This is a genomic window from Lactobacillus sp. WILCCON 0058 (genome assembly GCF_057198005.1).
The window spans coordinates 1196922-1216483 of the sequence record NZ_JBUBHM010000001.1; the positions used below are offsets into that span (position 1 = coordinate 1196922).

General features: G+C 46.7%; 15 protein-coding genes. 7 read left to right on the forward strand and 8 right to left on the reverse strand.

Features of this window, described 5'->3' with window-relative positions; all coding sequences use genetic code 11:
- Positions 1–111: 111 nt before the first annotated feature.
- Together carB and ACYVUU_RS05595 are read right to left on the reverse strand one after the other, a co-directional pair.
- Positions 112–3312: a carbamoyl-phosphate synthase large subunit gene (carB, locus tag ACYVUU_RS05590; RefSeq protein WP_484500238.1), complete on the reverse strand. Its 3201-nt coding sequence runs from the start codon at positions 3310–3312 to the stop codon at positions 112–114.
- Entirely contained in the window at positions 3305–4381 is a 1077-nt protein-coding gene (locus tag ACYVUU_RS05595) for a carbamoyl phosphate synthase small subunit (protein ID WP_484500239.1), read from the reverse strand. Before ACYVUU_RS05595 ends, carB begins: the two co-directional genes overlap by 8 nt.
- Before the next feature lie 389 nt (positions 4382–4770).
- Between ACYVUU_RS05595 and ACYVUU_RS05600 the strand changes: the two genes are divergently transcribed.
- Positions 4771–5496, forward strand: coding sequence for a DUF554 domain-containing protein (locus ACYVUU_RS05600; protein ID WP_484500241.1), 726 nt, complete (start codon positions 4771–4773; stop codon positions 5494–5496).
- A 46-nt stretch (positions 5497–5542) separates the two neighbouring features.
- Here ACYVUU_RS05600 and ACYVUU_RS05605 read toward each other — a convergent pair whose 3' ends face one another.
- Positions 5543–6880, reverse strand: coding sequence for an MATE family efflux transporter (locus tag ACYVUU_RS05605; protein ID WP_484500242.1), 1338 nt, complete (start codon positions 6878–6880; stop codon positions 5543–5545).
- A 94-nt stretch (positions 6881–6974) separates the two neighbouring features.
- On the opposite strand from ACYVUU_RS05605, the gene ACYVUU_RS05610 reads away from it, so the two are divergent.
- The 5 genes from ACYVUU_RS05610 to ACYVUU_RS05630 all read left to right on the forward strand — a co-directional run bounded on the left by ACYVUU_RS05610 (position 6975) and on the right by ACYVUU_RS05630 (position 10742).
- Positions 6975–7712, forward strand: coding sequence for a MerR family transcriptional regulator (locus ACYVUU_RS05610; RefSeq protein WP_484500243.1), 738 nt, complete (start codon positions 6975–6977; stop codon positions 7710–7712).
- 166 nt (positions 7713–7878) lie between these two features.
- Entirely contained in the window at positions 7879–8817 is a 939-nt protein-coding gene (locus tag ACYVUU_RS05615) for an ATP-binding protein (RefSeq protein ID WP_484500245.1), read from the forward strand.
- Positions 8818–9046: 229 nt separating this feature from the next.
- The gene (locus ACYVUU_RS05620) at positions 9047–9451 is read left to right on the forward strand and encodes a helix-turn-helix transcriptional regulator (RefSeq protein ID WP_484500246.1); all 405 of its coding nucleotides are present in this window, start codon (positions 9047–9049) and stop codon (positions 9449–9451) included.
- Between the two features lie 11 nt (positions 9452–9462).
- Entirely contained in the window at positions 9463–9783 is a 321-nt protein-coding gene (locus ACYVUU_RS05625; protein ID WP_484500248.1) for a hypothetical protein, read from the forward strand.
- A gap of 317 nt (positions 9784–10100) precedes the next feature.
- On the forward strand, positions 10101–10742 hold the full coding sequence (locus tag ACYVUU_RS05630) for a tyrosine-type recombinase/integrase (RefSeq protein ID WP_484500249.1): 642 nt from the start codon (positions 10101–10103) through the stop codon (positions 10740–10742).
- A 223-nt stretch (positions 10743–10965) separates the two neighbouring features.
- On the opposite strand, the gene kefF is transcribed toward ACYVUU_RS05630, so the two are convergent.
- The 5 genes from kefF to ACYVUU_RS05655 form a co-directional block, all read right to left on the reverse strand.
- Entirely contained in the window at positions 10966–11529 is a 564-nt protein-coding gene (gene kefF / locus ACYVUU_RS05635; RefSeq protein ID WP_484500250.1) for a glutathione-regulated potassium-efflux system oxidoreductase KefF, read from the reverse strand.
- 35 nt (positions 11530–11564) lie between these two features.
- Entirely contained in the window at positions 11565–12074 is a 510-nt protein-coding gene (locus tag ACYVUU_RS05640) for a MerR family transcriptional regulator (protein ID WP_484500251.1), read from the reverse strand.
- Positions 12075–12107: 33 nt separating this feature from the next.
- Positions 12108–12935, reverse strand: coding sequence for an SDR family NAD(P)-dependent oxidoreductase (locus tag ACYVUU_RS05645; RefSeq protein ID WP_484499153.1), 828 nt, complete (start codon positions 12933–12935; stop codon positions 12108–12110).
- A 28-nt stretch (positions 12936–12963) separates the two neighbouring features.
- Positions 12964–13476 carry an SRPBCC family protein gene (locus ACYVUU_RS05650; RefSeq protein ID WP_439775998.1) on the reverse strand — a complete coding sequence of 171 codons (513 nt, stop codon included), beginning with the start codon at positions 13474–13476 and terminating at the stop codon, positions 12964–12966.
- 180 nt (positions 13477–13656) lie between these two features.
- The gene (locus ACYVUU_RS05655; RefSeq protein WP_484500252.1) at positions 13657–14085 is read right to left on the reverse strand and encodes a GNAT family N-acetyltransferase; all 429 of its coding nucleotides are present in this window, start codon (positions 14083–14085) and stop codon (positions 13657–13659) included.
- Positions 14086–14498: 413 nt separating this feature from the next.
- Between ACYVUU_RS05655 and ACYVUU_RS05660 the strand changes: the two genes are divergently transcribed.
- Positions 14499–19454 (forward strand): Cna B-type domain-containing protein, encoded by a 4956-nt coding sequence (locus ACYVUU_RS05660; protein WP_484500253.1) that lies wholly within the window; start codon positions 14499–14501, stop codon positions 19452–19454.
- Positions 19455–19562 lie beyond the last annotated feature (108 nt).

Genomic DNA, 19562 nt, shown 5'->3' on the forward strand with positions numbered 1-19562 from the left:
TTATACTTAATATGCTAAGCAATTACAAGCGGAAATCAGGTAACTTTTGCAAAGAAAAAACGCCAGCAAACGCTGACGCTTAAACTATTGAGTATTAAGGAATACACGTTTTTACAACTTGGTGATGTCGACCAAGGAGATCTTGTTGTCGTGCTTGGCTTCCAGGGCGTGGATCAAGGCACGCGCCGTGTCAAGGGAAGTGTAGATCGGCACGCCGGCTTCAACGGCGAAGCGGCGGATCAGGAAGCCGTCCTTCAAGTTGTTGTTTCTGGTTGGGATGTCGATGACCAGGTCGACCGTTTCCGTCAGGATCAAGTCAAAAATGGTGTTCTCCTTGTCGTTGATCCGGTTGACCAGGTGGGCAGGGATGCCGTGTTCTTGCAGGAAGTCGTAAGTACCCTGGGTCGCGTAAAGGTCGTAGCCGAAGTCATGGTATTCCTTGGCGATTGGCAAAAATTCTTCCTTAGCTGAATCCTTGACCGTGCAGATGACCTTCTTGTGCTTAGGCAGGTCCAGGCCAGTACCCATAAAGGCCTTGTACATGGCTTCTTCAACGTCTTCAGAAATCCCCAGAACTTCACCAGTTGACTTCATTTCCGGTCCCAGGGCAATTTCCGCCCCAGTAATCTTTTCAAAGGAGAAGACTGGCATCTTGACGGCAACCGTCTTCTTTTCCGGAGCAAGGCCGTAGTCATAGCCTTGCTCCTTGATGGACTTGCCAATGATGACGTTAGTTGCCACGTCGACCAGAGGAATCCCGGTTACCTTGGAGATGTAAGGGATAGTTCTGGAGGAGCGGGGGTTGACTTCAATCACGTAGACTTCGTTTTCGTAAACGATAAACTGGATGTTCATCAAACCCTTGACTTTTAAGGCCTTGGCCAGGCGCTTGGAGTATTCAACGATCCGGTCTTTCATCTCCTGAGAGATTTTTTGCGGCGGGTAGATGGAGATAGAGTCACCAGAGTGGACACCAGCTCTTTCTACGTGTTCCATGATCCCAGGGATCAAGATGCCTTCGTCATCGCAGATGGCGTCGACTTCACATTCCTTGCCGGCCAGGTACTTGTCGATCAAGATCGGGTGGTCTTCAATGTTGAATTGACTCGTAATGTGGTCGATAAACCGCTTGAGGTCGCCGTCATTTAAGGCAATTTCCATCCCGGCCCCGCCTAAAACGTAGGAAGGACGGACCAAAACCGGGTAGCCCAAGTCGTTTGCGGCCTTTAAGGCTTCTTCAGCCGTAAAGACGGTTTGCCCCTTTGGCCGGTCGATCTGGCACTTTTCCAAAATCTCGTCGAATCTTTCCCGGTCTTCAGCCGCGTCAACGCTGTCGGCAGAGGTCCCCAGGATCGGCACGCCCATCTTCATCAAGTCCTGGGAGAGCTTGATGGCTGTCTGTCCGCCGAATTGGACGATTGCACCGTCTGGCTGTTCAAGTTCAATGATGCTCTGCACGTCTTCCGCCGTTAAAGGTTCAAAGTAGAGGCGGTCGGCGATGTCAAAGTCAGTGGAGACGGTTTCCGGGTTGTTGTTGACGATAATAGTTTCGTAGCCGGCTTCCTTTAAGGCCCATACGCTGTGCACGCAGCAGTAGTCAAATTCAATCCCTTGGCCGATTCTGATTGGGCCGGAGCCGAAGACGATCACTTTTTTCTTGGATTGGTCTGGCTGGATTTCATGTTCACCGCCATAGACGCTGTAGAAGTATGGAGTTTCGGCGTCAAATTCAGCCGCGCAGGTGTCGACAGTCTTGAAGGCAGCCGTAATCTTCAAGCCCTTTCTGAGGTAGTAGACTTCATCAGCCGTCTTGCCGGAAAGCTTGGCAATAACCCGGTCTGGGAATTCGCAACGCTTGGCCAGTTTCAAAAGGTCAAGAGTCAGTTCTTCAGCCTTCAGCCGGTCTTCAATTTCAACCAGGTGTTTGATTTTGTCAATGAACCAGACGTCGATCTTGGTAATGGCGTGGATTTCCTGGATGGAGACGCCTTTTCTCAAGGCTTCAGCGATTCTGAAGGCCCGCTTGTCGTCAATCTTGCGGAGGTCTTTCCGGAGTTCATCGGCTGATAACTGGGCAATTTCTTCATTGTAGAGGTAGTAGCTGTCTTGTTCAAGAGACCGGAGAGCCTTCATAAAGGCACCTTCAAAGTTGTTGCAGATAGCCATGACTTCCCCGGTGGCCTTCATCTGCGTGCCCAGCTGGCGGGAGGCGTCGTAGAACTTGTCAAAAGGCCACTTAGGAATCTTGCAGACGATGTAGTCAAGGGTTGGTTCGTAAGAAGCATAGGTCTTGCCGGTCACGGCGTTGACGATTTCGTCCAGGGTGTAGCCAAGGGCAATCTTGGTTGCTAATTTAGCGATAGGGTAGCCGGTTGCTTTTGAAGCCAGGGCAGAAGACCGGGAAACACGAGGGTTAACTTCAATGACGCAGTATTCAAAGGAGTCTGGGTTAAGGGCAAATTGGACATTGCAGCCACCTTTGATGTTCAAGGCAGTGATGATGTTGAGGGCGGAAGACCGGAGCATCTGGTAGTCCTTGTCTGACAAGGTTTGAGATGGCGCGACCACGATACTGTCACCGGTGTGGACACCAACCGGGTCCATGTTTTCCATGTTGCAGACGGTGATGCAGTTGCCAGCACCGTCGCGCATGACTTCGTATTCAACTTCCTTCCAGCCGGCGATTGATTGTTCAATCAAACATTCAGTAACTCGGGAAAGGCGGAGGCCGTTAGAACAGATTTCATGCAGTTCTTGTTCGTTGTGGGCGATCCCGCCGCCAGTACCGCCCAAAGTGTAGGCTGGGCGGACAACTACCGGATAGCCGATTTCCTTAGCAAAAGCGATGGCATCTTCAACGTAGTTGACAACAACTGACTTAGCAACCGGTTCACCGATTCTTTCCATCAAGTTCTTGAATTCCAGCCGGTCTTCAGCCATCTTGATGGTGTCGGTGTCAGTACCGATCGTTTTGACATTGTGCTTTTCCAAAAAGCCTTCGTCGGCTAAGGCCATGGCAATGTTCAAGGCATTTTGCCCGCCCATCGTTGGCAGAAGGGCGTCTGGCTTTTCCTTTTCGATCAATTGCTTAACGACTGGGACAGTCAAAGGTTCGATGTAGACGTGGTCAGCCATGTCGCCGTCAGTCATGATCGTGGCTGGGTTGGAGTTGATCAGGACAACCTCGATGCCTTCTTCTCTGAGGGCCCGGCAGGCCTGGGTGCCGGCATAGTCGAATTCAGCGGCCTGGCCGATGATGATCGGGCCTGAACCAATCACTAAAACTTTTTTGATATCGTCACGCTTAGGCATTCTTGTGTTCTCCCATCATTTCAATAAAGCTGTTAAAGAGATATTCCGTGTCGTGCGGGCCGCCGCAGGCTTCCGGGTGGAACTGGACGGACTTGATGTTTTCATTTAAGTATTCCAGGCCTTCGATGGTCTTGTCGTTGACGTTTCTGAACCAAACCTTGGCTTGCTCAGGGTCGATTGTGTCTTCCTTGATCACATAGTTGTGGTTTTGCGAGGAAATGTAGACGCGGCCAGTAGTCAGATCCTTTACTGGGTGGTTGCTGCCGTGGTGGCCGTAGACCATTTTTTCCGTCGCAAAGCCGTGGGCTAAGGCCAAAAGCTGGTGGCCAAGGCAGATGGCAAAGATCGGGATACCGGAAGAAGAGAGGATCTTCAGCTGGTCAATGATTTCCGTGTATTCGCTTGGGTCGCCCGGGCCGTTTGACAGCATGATTCCATCAAAGTTGTGGTCTAAGACATATTGGGCAGGGGTGTCAGCTGGCAGGACAGTGACATGGCAGCCTCTTTTGGCTAGTTCTCTAGCGATATTGCGCTTGGCACCGAAGTCGTAGAGGGCAACTTCGTAGTCACCTTGACCGACATGGTAGGGTTCAAGGCAGCTACATTTTTCAACGACACCGTGGATCTTGAAAGCCTTGATCTGGTCGATTACTTCGCTGACTTCGTAATCCTTGGTGGTGATCATCCCGTTCATGCAGCCTTCTTTACGCAGAATCCGGGTAATTGCCCGGGTGTCGACGCCTTGGATGCCGGGGATGTTGTTTTCAATCATGTAGTCATTCAGACTCATGTTCATGCGGAAATTGGACCCCAGCCGGGAAAGCTCGCTTACTACAAAGGCTTCTACAAAGGGGTGGGCAGATTCCTGGTCATCCAGGGGAACGCCATAGTTGCCGATCAAGGGATAGGTCATGACTACGCTTTGGCCAGCATATGAAGGGTCAGTCAGGACTTCTACATAACCAGTCATCGCCGTGTTGAAGACGAATTCGCTGATGACATCATGGACCGCGCCGAAGCTTTCGCCTTCAAAAACGTGTCCATCTTCCAGTATTAAACGCGCTTTCATTGATTGTTTGACTCCTATAAAAAAAGACATATCAACGAGTGACATGTCTTAAGTGATGAAATATTAATAAATTGAAAAAATGGAAAAGAAACAGCGAATGAAGCTGGGCAGATATCGGGATTAACGTTAATAAATGCGGTCATTTTTGCTGCTTCCTTTCTGTTTTTTCAATAGTATAAAGGATAGATGCAAGGCATGCAAGTAGTTTTCTTGATTTTCATTAAGAAAGGCGTATATTTTGTATGCATTTAGTTGGTAATCGTTGATGTGACAGTGAAAAAACAATTTTTGCCTGGATAATCACGAACATTCGCCTTTCAATTATTGAAATGATATTTAAATTAAAAAGCGCTTTTTCCTATGCTATACTTTTGACTGAGGTGAAACACATGCCAGGAATCGGAACTGTAATCAACGTCACCGCCATCATCTGCGGTGGTTTGCTGGGCTTGAACTTCGGCCATCTGCTAAAGGCCCGGGTGCAGGAAACACTAATGGTCGCCTGCGGTCTGGGGACCATGTTTTTAGGGATCGCAGGGGCGATAGAAAAAATGCTGCAGGTCAAAAACGGTCAGCTGACCAGTGGTTCCAGCTTGATGATGATTTTGTCTCTAGCAATCGGAGGCTTGGTGGGGGAATTACTCAACATTGAGGCCTACTTTGAATCCTTTGGTCACTTCCTCAAGCATAAGACCGGCAATAGCAAGGACCCGGCCTTTACCACGGCTTTTGTTGATGCATCCCTGGTCGTATGCATCGGCGCTATGGCTATCGTTGGCTCCATCAATGACGGTATCTATCATAAGCCAGACACCTTGATCGCGAAATCCATTCTTGACTTTGTCATTGTCATGGTGATGACCAGCGCTGAAGGAAAGGGCTGCATTTTTTCCTTTGTGTCAGTCGGCCTGCTGCAAGGGAGCTTGACCCTGCTGGCTCACTATATCAAGCCAGTTATGACTACCGCTGCCTTGGCTAACATTTCTTTAGTCGGTTCAGTCTTGATTTTCTGCGTTGGAGTCAACTTGCTATGGGACAAGCAGGTACGCGTTGCCAACTTTTTGCCAGCCTTAGTCGTCGCTTGGATTTTTGCTTTTATTCCTGTAATTGGCTGATGATCAGATTCAAATACTGTAAAGCATTGAACAAGAAAAAGCCGGCTTATTCGCCGGCTTTTTCTTCTGCTTCCAAACGCTGCAGTTCTTTTAAGATCAGGATTGTCGATCCTAATACGCAGAGGAGTCTGGTGCCCAGTTGGGAACTCCAGAAAGAATTCGTTCCTAAAGGTGCAAGCAGCAGCCAGTTGACCGCCAGCTTGAGGCCCAGTTCTCCGAGATTGCAGTAGAGGTATTCCTTCATTAAAAACATGCTTCTGAGCAGGCCTTCGTTCAAGAATTTGAAAACAGAAAGCAATTGAATGCCAACGAAAGCCAACAGGTAGACCTTGAAGAAGCCATAAGCTGCCTGGTTCTGCGCCGGATCAAAGAAGAGCCCGGCCAGCTCGCGGCTGGCCAGAACCATCAAAACGGAGCTGATTAGCCAGTAGATCAAGGAAATCTTGCTGCAATAGCGGTAGACAGCTCTGACAGCTGAGTACTTTTTGCCTGCTAAAAGCTGGGCAGTCATTAGGGTCAATGTCTGGGCAAAACCAACCAGGACGATGGTCGCCAAGTTCATGACTTTGACGATGGCTACATAGCCCAGGATAGCTTCCTGGCCGAAGGGGTTGACCCAGGCCTGGACCAGGGTGGCGCCAAAAGTTACCGCAAACTGCTGGACGATCGTCGGCAGGGCAATGTGCATGATCAGCTTGATCTTATCAAAAGAGAGGTCCGGCTTAAGAGAGATCGGTTCTTTTTCCTGCTGGTCCATCTTGGCCAACAGCCAAAGAGTCACCAGCATCATCATCCCTTGCGCCAGAACCGTTCCGAGAGCTGAACCCAAAACACCCAGGTGCAGGACCAGAATGAACAGCAGGTTCAAGAGCAGGTTCAAGCCGCTGGAGGCAGCCAGCAGGTAGAAGGAGATTTTTGCCCGCTCATTGGAAATGAGGATGGCCCGGCCAACATCGTAAATATAAATGATCGGCAGGGCAAAAAGGTAAACCCGGCCATACAGAAGGGCATCCCCCATCATGTTTTCCGGCAGTGAGATCGCCTTGTAGAGGGCCGGCAGGGAAATCCAGGCAATCACCACCAGAATCAAGCCGCTGATCGCGCTAAGAAAAAGCGTGTCGCGGGCCATCGCTGCCTTTTCCTTGTACTTGCCCGCGCCTAAAAGGCGGGAAACCGTGACGTCAACCGACATCTCAAAGCCACCCGAAACCACCAGAAACAGCATGATCACGCTGGCAGCGTTGCCGACGGCACCGAGCTGTCTGGCCCCAAGATAGCGGCCAATGATTGCCATGTCAATCACGCTGTAGAGCTGCTGGACGACCAGTTCACAGATCATCGGCAGACTGAAGCTCCAGACTTTTCTTCTTAATTCACTTGTCATCTCTGTACCTGCTTTCAAATTGCTTACCTTTAGGGTAAACTATGCCCTAAGGGCATAGTCAAGGCTGGAACCTGTTTTTTGAAAGGAAAATTCGATGGACGAAAATTTGATCAAGACTGGCGATTTCGCCAAAATGTGCGCTGTCAGCAAGAAGGCGCTCTATTTGTATGAAGCCAAGGGGCTTTTGCTGCCGGCATTAGTCAAAGACAACGGCTACCGCTACTACCGGTTGGAGCAGGTGGACCAGGTAGCGACCATCCGCCTGCTGGAAAAACTGGGCAGCAGCCTGGATGAAGTTGGCCGCTTTTTTGCCTTGACCAAACTGCAGGACCGCCGCAGCTACCTGCTCAAACAGCAGGATGCGGTTGAAGACGCATTGAATCAGCTAAGCCGGATCAAAAGCAGCTTACTCTTTTTTGACAAGCGAATAGATGATTTTGAAAAATTAGGCTGCCAGAATCTGACCATTGAAAGCTGCCCGACGGAGTATCTTGAGGTAAGTCCGTTTAGGCGGGGCGTCTCGCTGAATCCGATCAACTTTGGTCCCCGCTACGGGGTGATGACTGATGATTTTGCCCAGGCAACGATCAGCCGCTTTTTCAAAGTGGTCAGTGCAGGGGAAGGCAATTTTGTCAAAGCAGCAGGCAAATATGCTTATTTTTACCAGGAACTGGAGAATGAACAAGTGGCGGCCAACGGACCACGCGCGCTGGAATTTATGCAAAAACAAGCAAGGGTGCTGCCGCCTTTTTATCAAGAAGATTTCAGCAGTTCAGTCCTGGGTCATGGCGGATCTGTGATCATCAAGTATTCTGCTAAGCTGGATCTGTGAGCAAATAAGCGGCAACTCTACAGTTTTTTCGCGTGAAGGGATGCTGCTTTTGAATTTGCACTCACTTTTGATCAAAAAAGCGCTTCTAAACGAGCGTAAATGCGATTGAAAAGATAATCTATCGTTTTTTCGCTCCAATTGCTATAATTAGGGGGAGGTGAGAACCATGAGTGAGACCAAGGATTTATTATCCCGCTTGATACTCAAAGGCAAGAATCAGACTTTTGATAGCCTGCAAGCCCAGGAGCAAAATTTAACTTTCTCTAGCTTGGAAACTGCTTTAAAGGATAAGCTTGGCATAGAGGCGCTGAATCAAGATATTCTGATAACTTTGGATTTGCTTCGCAAGGGTAGCGGATACACCAACGCTGGGGCACTTTTGGCTGATCACAATCATTTTCGTGGTATCAATTTGGTTCGTTTTGGAGCAAATCTTAATATCATGCTGGATCGAAAAGATTATGAAGGTATTTCTGTTTTAGATCAATATAATCTCTCCATTAACATGTATCGACAGTATTACCAATACGAAGAAATCAAGGGCTTTAACAGAGAACTGGTAACAGAGATACCTGAGGAGGCTTTCAGAGAAGCAGTTGCTAACGCATTGGTACATCGGACTTGGAATGTGAACTCTCAAATCAAAATTTCAATGTTTGACAACAGAATTGAAATTGTTTCACCCGGTGGTTTGCCAAGTGGCTTGAGCAAAGAGGAGTATCTCTCAGGGAAAATTTCAATACTGCGCAACCCGATTTTGGCGAATGTGTTTTACCGTTTAGGCTTAATTGAACAATTTGGTACGGGAATCCGCAGAATTATCAGTAGTTATCAAGGCAGCGTTATTCAACCTCAATTTAAAATCTTTGAGAACTCAATCGTGATAATTTTGCCGCTTTTACAATCAGTACCAGTCAATCTTTCTAAAGATGAAGGTAAAATTTATCAAGCAGTTCAATCTGGAAACGAAACTACCAGCAAGATAAATGAAGAGGTCAGCTTTGGTCGAACCAAAACCTTAAAGTTGATTAACTCTTTGGTAAAGAAGGGGTACCTTCTCAAAGTCGGGGAAGGCAGAGGCACAAAATATCAGTTATCGAAGTAGAAAAAATAATGGCAAAAATGCAGCATCCTTGATCGATTCCTTCGAGAAGGGGATGCTGCTTTTTTGTATTCGATCAAGGATGGGCAATAACAGAGTGATTTCGTAAGAAATTCCTGTAACATCGCGGATGTCAAAGGATTTTGACAAAGAAAAAGACGGAGATGTCAAAGAAATTAGCTGGACCTTTTGCAAAAAATACGGCTTAATTAAGACAGAAAGGAGCAGAAAAATGAATACAGGAGAAAGATTGAAAAGAGCTCGCAAGCAAGCGGGATTAACGCAAGAAGCCGCGGCTGACAAGTTGCAGGTTTCTCGTCAGACCTTGTCCAACTGGGAAAATAATCGTACTTATCCTGATCTGGTCAGTTTACTGGCCATCAGCGATCTCTACCAGATCAGTCTAGATGCCTTGCTAAAAGGTGACCAGGACCTGGTCCAGCACATGGAAGACAAAATGGACACCGTAAAACAAGGTAAGCAACTGACAGCGGCTTTACTGGTCAACTTATTGTTGCTGGTCATTGGCGCGGTGGTTTTACGTTACGCGGCAAGTCAAGCTGCCTATATAATTCTGTTTGTTTCCTTGGTCGCCAGCGTGTCCTTTTTGCTGATGCAGATTGTTAAAAGAATCTAGGAGGGATAATCATGAATCTGTTAATCTTAATTGGCCTGGCAGTCACTTTTGTCGGTATTTTTTATACTTGGTACCAAATCTATTCTTTAATGCGCCTTGATGCGGAGATGCGCGGAATTCCGCATCCCAAAGGAACCGCCTTGTTTCTCAGCAGCGGTCAAAGAGGGGAAGGACTCCTGGCCTACTTGATCTACCGGAAAAAATATCCTTTGACTTCGCTCACTCCCAAAGACCGGGCAAAAAGCGACCAGCTAAAAAAACAAGCCTGCCTTGGAATAGTCTTCATGGCCGTTGGCGCATGTATCGCGATTATTGGCTTGAGCATCAGCTAGAATTATCTAATCCGGAATTTCGGCAGATTGTTAAAAAGCGGCAAGCTAAAAATTGCCGCTTTTTGCATTTTGATTCTGAGTTGCGATAAACGGTCAAGTCTCCAGGGAGGAAAAGTTTGGGCGCAAATGAGAGCTTTTCTCAGCATTTTACGCGCAAAAACAGTTTTTTACCGAATGCGTAGAAATAGGCATTTTTACGCATTCAAATCTTAATTGGCTAGGACGGATTTTTGGACAATTTTGCCACTTCAATGCACCTTTATGATAGAATAAATACATAAAGACGCATTCAAAGAGGGGAGGATTTTAACAGCAAAATGGGCCGCAAAGTCAAGAAAACGGAAAGCAGTAGAAATATCCGGCCGTTGAAGACAGCAAAAGAAATTAACGCCATGAAGCGGGCTCTCCAATTTGGAACCGGGACGGTTACTGGGCAAAACAGAAATGGCTTGCGGAATGCCATGATTTTTGTCTTTGGGATCAACACGGGGCTCCGGATTTCCGATATCGTCAAGGCCAAGGTCTCAGATATCGAGGACGGAGAATGGTACAACCTGGTTGAAACCAAAACCCACAAGAACCGACATGCATACATTGGCAATATCAGCCAGGATTTGGCCAACTACATCGCGCAAATGCAGCTAAAGCCAGATGACTGGCTTTTCCCTTCCAGAAAAGGGGAGGGGCATATTGAAGGCAAGTCTTTTTACAAGGACTTGAAGCGGGCAGCCCGGCAGTGTGACATTGATCCGAATACTGTCGGCACACACACCCTGCGCAAAACTTTTGGCTATCACTATATCAAGAGCGCGACCACCCCGGCTGGCGATCCGGACCCCCGGGCCTTGTACAAGCTGCAGAAGATGCTGAACCACAGCAGCCCGACGACGACTTTGCGCTACATCGGTCTGGAGGACGAGAGCATGGAAGAAGATTTAAAGACTTTCCGATTAGGATAAAAGATAGCATTTTTGAACTTGCAATTATTTGCGCTTAAATGTGCAACTGATCACTTCTAGCTTTTTAAGCGCAGCAGAATCGCCCTCTCAGCACTGATAAAAAGTTAGCAATTATATAGACATAACAATAATTATGTAAGCTTAAAATCAACTAAAACAAAATCCTTCGAATTTTTTCGAAGGATTTTTCGCTAGATAGAGTAGGGAATTAAGTAAATAGTTATCAGTTGCTCTCAGTTTCAAGCAGTCCGTACGCGGGAAGCGGATCCGCGGTCTGCAGCAGCCTGCGATAGCGCCTCTGTTGTCTCTGCAGGTCTTCATCGGCAATCGTACGTGCACCGAAAGTCATAAAGGGACGGACGTATTTCATGCCGGTCAAGCCGGCCATTGACTGGTAGGGCCGGAGCAATTCCGCCAGCCGGTAGCCGTGCAGGCCTTCCCGGGTGTAATGTTCCTGCCCGCCGCCAACTGAAACTGCGACCAGCAGCTCCTTGCCATGCAAGGCTTTGCCCTTGCTGCCATAGGCCCAGCCGTGAGTCAGCACGTCATCTTCCCACTGTTTTAGCAGGGCCGGGCTGCTGTACCAGTAGATCGGGAATTGGAGTACGACCCGGTCGGCAGCTTCAAGCGCTGCCTGTTCAGCCGCTACGTCGATTTTGAAGTCAGGATAGAGCTGATAGAGATCGCGCACTGTAACGTTGTCAAGGGCTGCGGCTGCTTCGAGCAGCGGACGGTTGACCTTTGAAGCGCGCGGATGCGGGTGCGCGAAAATGATCAAAGTTTTCATGGAGATTTTTTTGCCTTCTTTTTTCACGGGGAAAATTAATGGCTGCGGTTCCGGTAGTCCTTGACGCTCTTGAAGCGGGCCAGTTCCTCACTTTGGCCGCTCTCTTCCAGATACTGGCTGTACTGGTCGGCCAAGTCAGGCACGACTTCGTTACTGCCAGGAGTGAAGTGAATCTTTTCGGTACCGGCTTTAATCGCGGTCTCGAAATACCATTCCTTAAACTTCAAGTAGCACAAGGTATCCTGCAGGTCGCTGATCTGTGTCTGCAGGTCCTTTTCGTGTGCTTTCAAGAGCTGGTAGCGGTCCTCAAGAGTGCTGTCGCCTTGCAGGCGCATTTGGATGAAGTCAGCAATATCGGTCACCGGCACGCCGGCGTTTTTAAGGCAGATGATCGTGCGCATCAAGTGAACGTCATTTTCGGAAAAAACGCGCCGGCCGTTTCCGTTGCGCTGGATGAAGGGCAGAAGGCCCTCCTTGTCATAGTAACGAATCGTGTCAATAGAAATACCTAGTTTTGCCGCAACTTGACCGATGCTGTAGCTCATCTTTTCCTCCAATGCTTATCTGTTTTTAGTCACTTACTTGTCATCGGTTGACAGAGAGATGGCGCGATTGCTCTCAATTTCGGCTGCCAGTTTGCGCAGCTTTTCCAGGCTGCCGTTGTAGGCAAATTCACCAAGCGGCAGGTGGTCTGGCATCTCGTCGCTGTTAACTGCGTCAATGATTGCCTGGGCAATCAAAGCTGGATCCCCAGGTGCATTGTCAACCGCCTGGTCAGTCGTTGCAACCATGTTCTTGAATTTGGCATAGTCAGCGATTTCCGGCACCTTCTTTTCAGATGAAGAGCCAGCCCAGTTGGTCCGCGCGCCGCTCGGTTCAACCGTCAATACCTTGATTCCAAGGTCAGCTACTTCCTGGCGCAGGGCATCAGAATAGCCTTCAACCGCAAACTTTGCGGCACTGTAGTAGCCCATGGTTGGCAGAGTAGTCAAGCCCAGAGCCGATGAAATATTGACAATTATACCACTCTTGTTAGCCCGGAACTGCGGCAGCAAGGCTTCCGTCATTTCGGCCAGGCCAAAGAAGTCAACTTCAAACATGTAGCGCACTTCCTGCAGGTCGCTTTCTTCAATCGTTGAGAAATAGCCCAGACCGGCATTATTGACCAAGACATCGATTTTTGGCGAAAATGCCAGGGCTTCTGCAGCTGCCCGCTTGACCGCTTGCGGATCAGACACGTCAACGATGACTTTTTTGATCTGACCGTGATCGTACTGATCAAGATAGTCAAGATCAGCTTCCTTACGGGCGGTGGCGATGACGCTGACGCCGTCTTCCTGGGCCAGCTTGCTTGCCAAGGCCTTGCCAAAACCGCTTGAAGTACCAGTAATCATCCAAGTTTTCATGGTTAATTTACCTCCTTGTCTACAATTGTTAATATTGTTCTCTAGCTGCAGTTAACAAGCCGTCAAGCCAAGCCTGGTGGCCGTTAAGCATTGGGTTTGGGACAGTTACGGCCAGTTCAGCGGCAGACTTGCCCAGCTGAGATTCCTGGGTCAAGAGGCGGACACGATTGTCAGGCAGCTGTTCGATCAAGAAAGCGTGGTATACGTCGATTGAAGAGTCTTCATCCCCGTCATTCCAGCCATGCCAGGCGATTCTGGCTACCGGACTGTCAACCGTCGGGCTGACCAGTTCCATGACCTGGGCATCGATCGGAAAGCCGAAAGTATCAAAGTGGAAACGTTCGCCGTAGTGAAGATCGCTGTTTTCGCCGTTGGTAAGTTCAATATTAGCGGCGTTGTCGTAGTACTTTTCCCATTCAGCAGTATCTATAAGATAGTGCCAGATGTCAAAAACTGTCAGATCTTTAACAATAACCTCATTAGAAACAAAATTGTCAGTCGTTCCAGGCAAAAAACGGCTTGGAAAGCTAATTGAATGCATGTGTAATTCCTTCTTTCGTTAACTTGATAGTAATTACTGTAAAACCTGGAGCTAGCTCTAGGTCAAGCATTATTTTGATTTTTTGGGGGAATTGCACTGACTCCTTAAAAATAGTACTTGAATAAGCAAAAAACGACCGCGTGAGCACTTGCTCCACGGGTCGTTTTGTAGTTTTAGTGGCTACAGAATGTATTCCATCGTAGTTTCCTTGACTTTGAGGCCGTTTTTCTCATAGAAGCGAATGGCGGAATCGTTGCCGGCCCAAACGTTTAGAGTCACTTCATAGCATCCTAGGCGCTTGGCTTCGCGCTTGACGAAATCCAGCAAAGCCCGGCCGACGCCTTGAGAGCGGCGGGAGCTGTCAACGCACAGATCATCTATAAAGAGTGACTTGAACTGCACCATGTTTGTAGAAAAAGGCTGCTCTTGAAGCTGCGTAAAGGCATAGCCTAATACGTCATCATTTTCGTTAACCGCAACATAAATTGGCTTTTGATCGTCCTTTAACAATTCCATCAGTTCTTCAACCGTGTACTTGGTTGTACCAGGAATAAAGACATCCGGCCGGATAGAAGCATGGATTTCAAGCACTTCGTTGAGTAAATTCATAATTGCTGGGACATCTTTATCCCGTGCGCGCCGTATATTCATTTTGTGCACCTCTTAAATTAAGTATTTCTGATATTTTAACACTATTTTCTGCTAAAAATAGTAATGAAATTAGATCTGATTTAAAGCAAAATTGGTCCGTTCTAATTTTTAAAAAGGTTTTGACTTTTTCAAAAAATAGCGCTAACATATTACGCAAGGTATTATCAATCTACAAATTAGATTAACTTGTTATAGCTGTTTTTAGGGCTACCGAGCTCTTTTTTTGAGCACTATTATAAATTAACAGATATAACCTGATTGCAATGCAGATTTTTGTGCCTTGAATAGAAAAAATGGGAGGTATTTTTACGAGGAAAAGGAAAAAAGTAAAAAGGCTTAGGAAATTCCTAGCCTGGCAGATGATTGTCTTGATGTTGTTGGGAAACTTGTCCGTTAATGTAACCAACTCCATTGCGGCAACAACAGAAACAACATCATCTACCGAAGCGGAAGGAGATGAGGAAGAAAAGGAGACTTCCACTAATACTGAAGCTGCTTCAGAAGCAAACTCCATAAGCAGCAGCCAGGCACAGTCAAGTAATACGGACCGTTTAAGAACTAACCAAGCACGTGCTCCGTCGCAAAAGTCTTCCGGCAGGGATGTCAGTTCAAACATCACCAGTCTGACGGTTTCAAAATCACATGTGAATGATGGCGAAAGAATTGAAGTGAAATTCAATTTTGATGACCATGCTGTCAAGATGCAAGAAGGCGACCAGATCTCAGTGAAATGGACAGGTAGCAGTACAGTTTTTGCCGAAGGTTATCAGCTTAACAAAGATCTTTACATTGACGGTGTAAACGTCGGTACTTTACAGATCACACAAAACAGTGCGGTCGTCTCTTTTAATAAGAATATCGAGGATCTTGACAACGTTAATGGCTGGGCATCATTTGAAATCTTAGGACGCAACGTAACGAACACTACATCTGAGTCAATTGGTACGGTTAGAATTAGCAGCGGGTCCAAGTATAACGACATTGAGATTACGAAACCAAAGTCTGGCGATTCTGGTAGTGGTGGAAACCCGTTTTACTACAAGACTGGTGACATGCTTCCATCGGATACTGACCACGTTCGCTGGTTCTTGTGCGTGAACAACACTAAAGATCAAGTCATTGGTGACACCAAGCTTCTTGACCAAATTCAGCCAGGACAAAAGCTCGATACAAGCAGTTTTAAGATTACAGTTTCAGGTCGGAATAATGACTTTTTCTATGGGGATGATGCAATCAGTAAGTTTGAAGCTGCATATCCAGGTTCAGAAATCAAGGTTGATGGACAGAATATCAACGTAGTTTTGCCAGAACGTCATGTCTCCAGAAACAACATTGTGATCAACTACAAGACTTCGATCATTGATTACAATCAGAAGAAGTTCACTAACAACAGCCAAGCTTGGTATCAGATTTCAGGTGATTCAGCTGTTGCAGGGAAAGACTTCAATTTCCAGGTAACCAATGTCAACGCTGACGGCGGGGTGGATGGCAGCAATCGGACCAGCGTCAGCGTAAAAAAAGACTGGGTTGGGGATGATAAATCCGACCGGCCGGAAAGCATTAAAGTCCAGTTGTATGCCGATGGTAATCCAACTGGTGATCCGGTGACGTTGACAGCAGCAGATGGCTGGAAATACACCTGGGATAAACTGGTCAAAGCTGTTCATGGCAATAAAATTGCTTATACGGTGAAAGAAGTGAACGTGCCTGATGGGTACGAAAGCAGTGTCTCCAACACTGGAAATGACTTTACAATCACTAATAAGCAAGCCAAAAAGGTTACAGTTTCTGGACAAAAGAGCTGGAAAGATAATGACGACCAAGATGGTCTGCGTCCTGACTCGATCACAGTTCATCTTTTAGCGGATGGGGAGGAAATCAATAGTCAGAAGGTTACTGCAGCAGACAAGTGGCAGTATAGTTTCGATAACTTGCCAGAATATAAGGATGGCAAGAAGATCGCTTACTCCATCAAGGAAGATGCAGTCAAAGGCTATGATTCACAAGTCGATGGTTACGATGTAACTAATACCCACCAGCCGGAAACCACAGCTGTACTGGGTCAGAAGACTTGGGTTGATGGAAATAATCAAGACGGTCTGCGCCCAGCTTCGATTACGGTTCATTTGTTAGCCGATGGTCAAGAAGTCGCTCAACAGACTGTTTCTGAAGCAACCAATTGGCACTATGCTTTCAGCAATCTTCCAAAATTTGATCATGGCAAGCAAATTGCGTACTCAATTAAGGAAGATCCAGTAGCTGGTTATACTGGCCAAATTCAAGGTTATGACTTGATTAACAGCCATGCGCCAGGCAAGAATTCGATTGCCGGGGTTAAGACTTGGAATGACCAGAATAACCAAGATGGATTAAGACCAAGTTCAGTTACAATTCATCTTTTGGCCGATGGCGAAGAAGTTGCCAAGCAAACAGTTTCTGCCTTGACTAATTGGCAGTACGCTTTTAGCGACATGCCAGAATACAAGGATGGCAAGAAGATCGCTTACTCCATCAAGGAAGATGCGGTTAAGGGCTACGACAGCGAAATTGATGGCTTCAACGTGACTAACACTCACAAGTCGTCTACTACGACTGTAACTGGTCAAAAGTCTTGGAAAGACAATGACGACCAAGATGGTCTGCGTCCAGACTCTATCACTATCCACCTTCTTGCAGATGGTAAGGAAGTAAAGAGTCAGAAGGTTACTGCAGCAGACAAGTGGCAGTATAGTTTCGACAACCTGCCAGAACACAAGGATGGCAAGAAGATCGCTTACTCCATCAAGGAAGATGCGGTTAAGGGCTACGACAGCGAAATTGATGGCTTCAACGTGACTAACACTCACAAGTCGTCTACTACGACTGTAACTGGTCAAAAGTCTTGGAAAGACAATGACGACCAAGATGGTCTGCGTCCAGACTCTATCACTATCCACCTTCTTGCAGATGGTAAGGAAGTAAAGAGTCAGAAGGTTACTGCAGCAGACAAGTGGCAGTATAGTTTCGACAACTTGCCAGAATATAAGGATGGCAAGAAGATCGCTTACTTCATTAAGGAAGATGCGGTCGAAGGATACGACAGCGAAGTGGATGGCTTTAACGTGACCAACACTCACAAGCCGTCTACTACGACTGTATCCGGTCAGAAGTCTTGGAAGGACAACAACAACCAAGATGGTCTGCGTCCCGACTTTATTACTGTCCACCTTCTCGCAGATGGTAAGGAAGTAAAGAGTCAGAAGGTTACTGCGGCTGACAAGTGGCAGTACAGCTTTGACAACCTGCCAGAACACAAGGATGGCAAGAAGATCGCTTACTCCATCAAGGAAGATGCGGTTAAGGGCTACGATAGCGAAGTAAATGGCTTCAATGTGACAAATACACACAAGCCGTCTACTACGACTGTAGCTGGAAAAAAGTCATGGAAAGACAATGACAACCAAGATGGACTTCGTCCAGACTCTATCACTATCCACCTTCTCGCAGATGGTAAGGAAGTAAAGAGTCAGAAGGTTACTGCAGCTGACAAGTGGCAGTATAGCTTTGACAACTTGCCAGAATACAAGGACGGTAAGAAGATTGCTTACTCCATTAAGGAAGATGCGGTCGAAGGATACGATTCTAAAGTCGATGGTTACGATATAACTAATACCCACCAGCCGGAAACCACAGCTGTACTGGGTCAGAAGACTTGGGTTGATGGAAATAATCAAGACGGTCTGCGCCCAGCTTCGATTACGGTTCATTTGTTAGCCGATGGTCAAGAAGTCGCTCAACAGACTGTTTCTGAAGCAACCAATTGGCACTATGCTTTCAACAATCTTCCAAAATTTGATCACGGCAAGCAAATTACCTACTCAATTAAAGAAGACCCAGTAGCTGGTTATACTGGTCAAATTCAAGGTTATGACTTGATTAACAGCCATGCGCCAGGCAAGAATTCGATTGCCGGGGTTAAGACTTGGAATGACCAGAATAACCAAGATGGATTAAGACCAAGTTCAGTTACAATTCATCTTTTGGCCGATGGCGAAGAAGTTGCCAAGCAAACAGTTTCTGCCTTGACTAATTGGCAGTATATTTTCACTGACATGCCAGAATACAAGGATGGCAAGAAGATCGCTTACACCATTAAGGAAGATGCGGTCGAAGGATACGGCAGCGAAGTAGATGGCTTTAACGTGACCAACACTCACAAGCCATCTACCACGACTGTAGCTGGTCAGAAGACCTGGAAGGACAACAACGACCAAGATGGCATCCGTCCAAACTCTATTACTGTCAACCTTCTCGCAGATGGTAAGGAAGTAAAGAGTCAGAAGGTTACTGCGGCTGATAAGTGGCAGTACAGCTTTGACAACCTGCCAGAATACAAGGACGGTAAGAAGATTACTTACTCCATTAAGGAAGGTGCGGTTAAGGGCTACAGCAGCGAAATTGATGGCTTCAATGTGACAAACACTCATAAGCCATCTACCACGACTGTAGCTGGTCAAAAGTCTTGGAAGGACAATGATGACCAAGATGGACTTCGTCCAGACTCTATCACTGTCCACCTTCTCGTAGATGGTAGGGAAGTAAAGAGTCAGAAGGTTACTGCAGCTGACAAGTGGCAGTACAGCTTCAACAACTTGCCAGAGTATAAGGCTGGCAAGAAGATTGTTTACTCAGTAAGAGAAGACGATATTGCTGGCTATGAAAGCCAAGTAGACGGATATGACATCACTAACACACATGTTCCAACTACTCATTCAATAAGAATAACCAAAGTTTGGAAGGACATGAACGATAGAGATGGCATTCGTCCGAAATCTATTAGAGTTCAACTCTACGCCAACGATCAGAAGTTTGGCTCTGAAATTGAACTTAGCGATGAAAATGACTGGTCTCAAGTGATTAATGATTTGCCAGTCTTTAATTCTGGCAAGAAAATCAGTTATACGGTTGATGAACTTGATACACTGCAAGGATACACGAAAACCGTTAACTACTCTGATCCAGAAAATATTTTACTGATTAACACATACAAACCATTTGTTCCTTCATTGCCGATTTTCCCAAGTCCAGGTAATGACACAGGTAAGAAAGCTGAAATCGAAGTACCCAAAACAAATAACAGGATTCCTTCTCAACCAACTAAGCCTAATGTGCCAAGCCAAAAAGCCAAGGAGTATGCTAATAATTCTAGTGAGAAGACTAACTCAAGTCAGAAGCGGCTCCCACGCACTGGCGAAAATGATTCTGTTCTCTTGAAGATGATAGGTTTGTTGCTACTGTTCCTTTCAGTTGCTTCTCTCTATATCTACCGAACAGAAGACCGAAATTAGTCCAATAATTTCAGACGATCAATGGTATATCCATTGGTCGTTTTTTGTGTTGTAAATTGGCGCGATCTGATTGCAAGATAGAATCTTATGATGTATTTTGCCGCCATT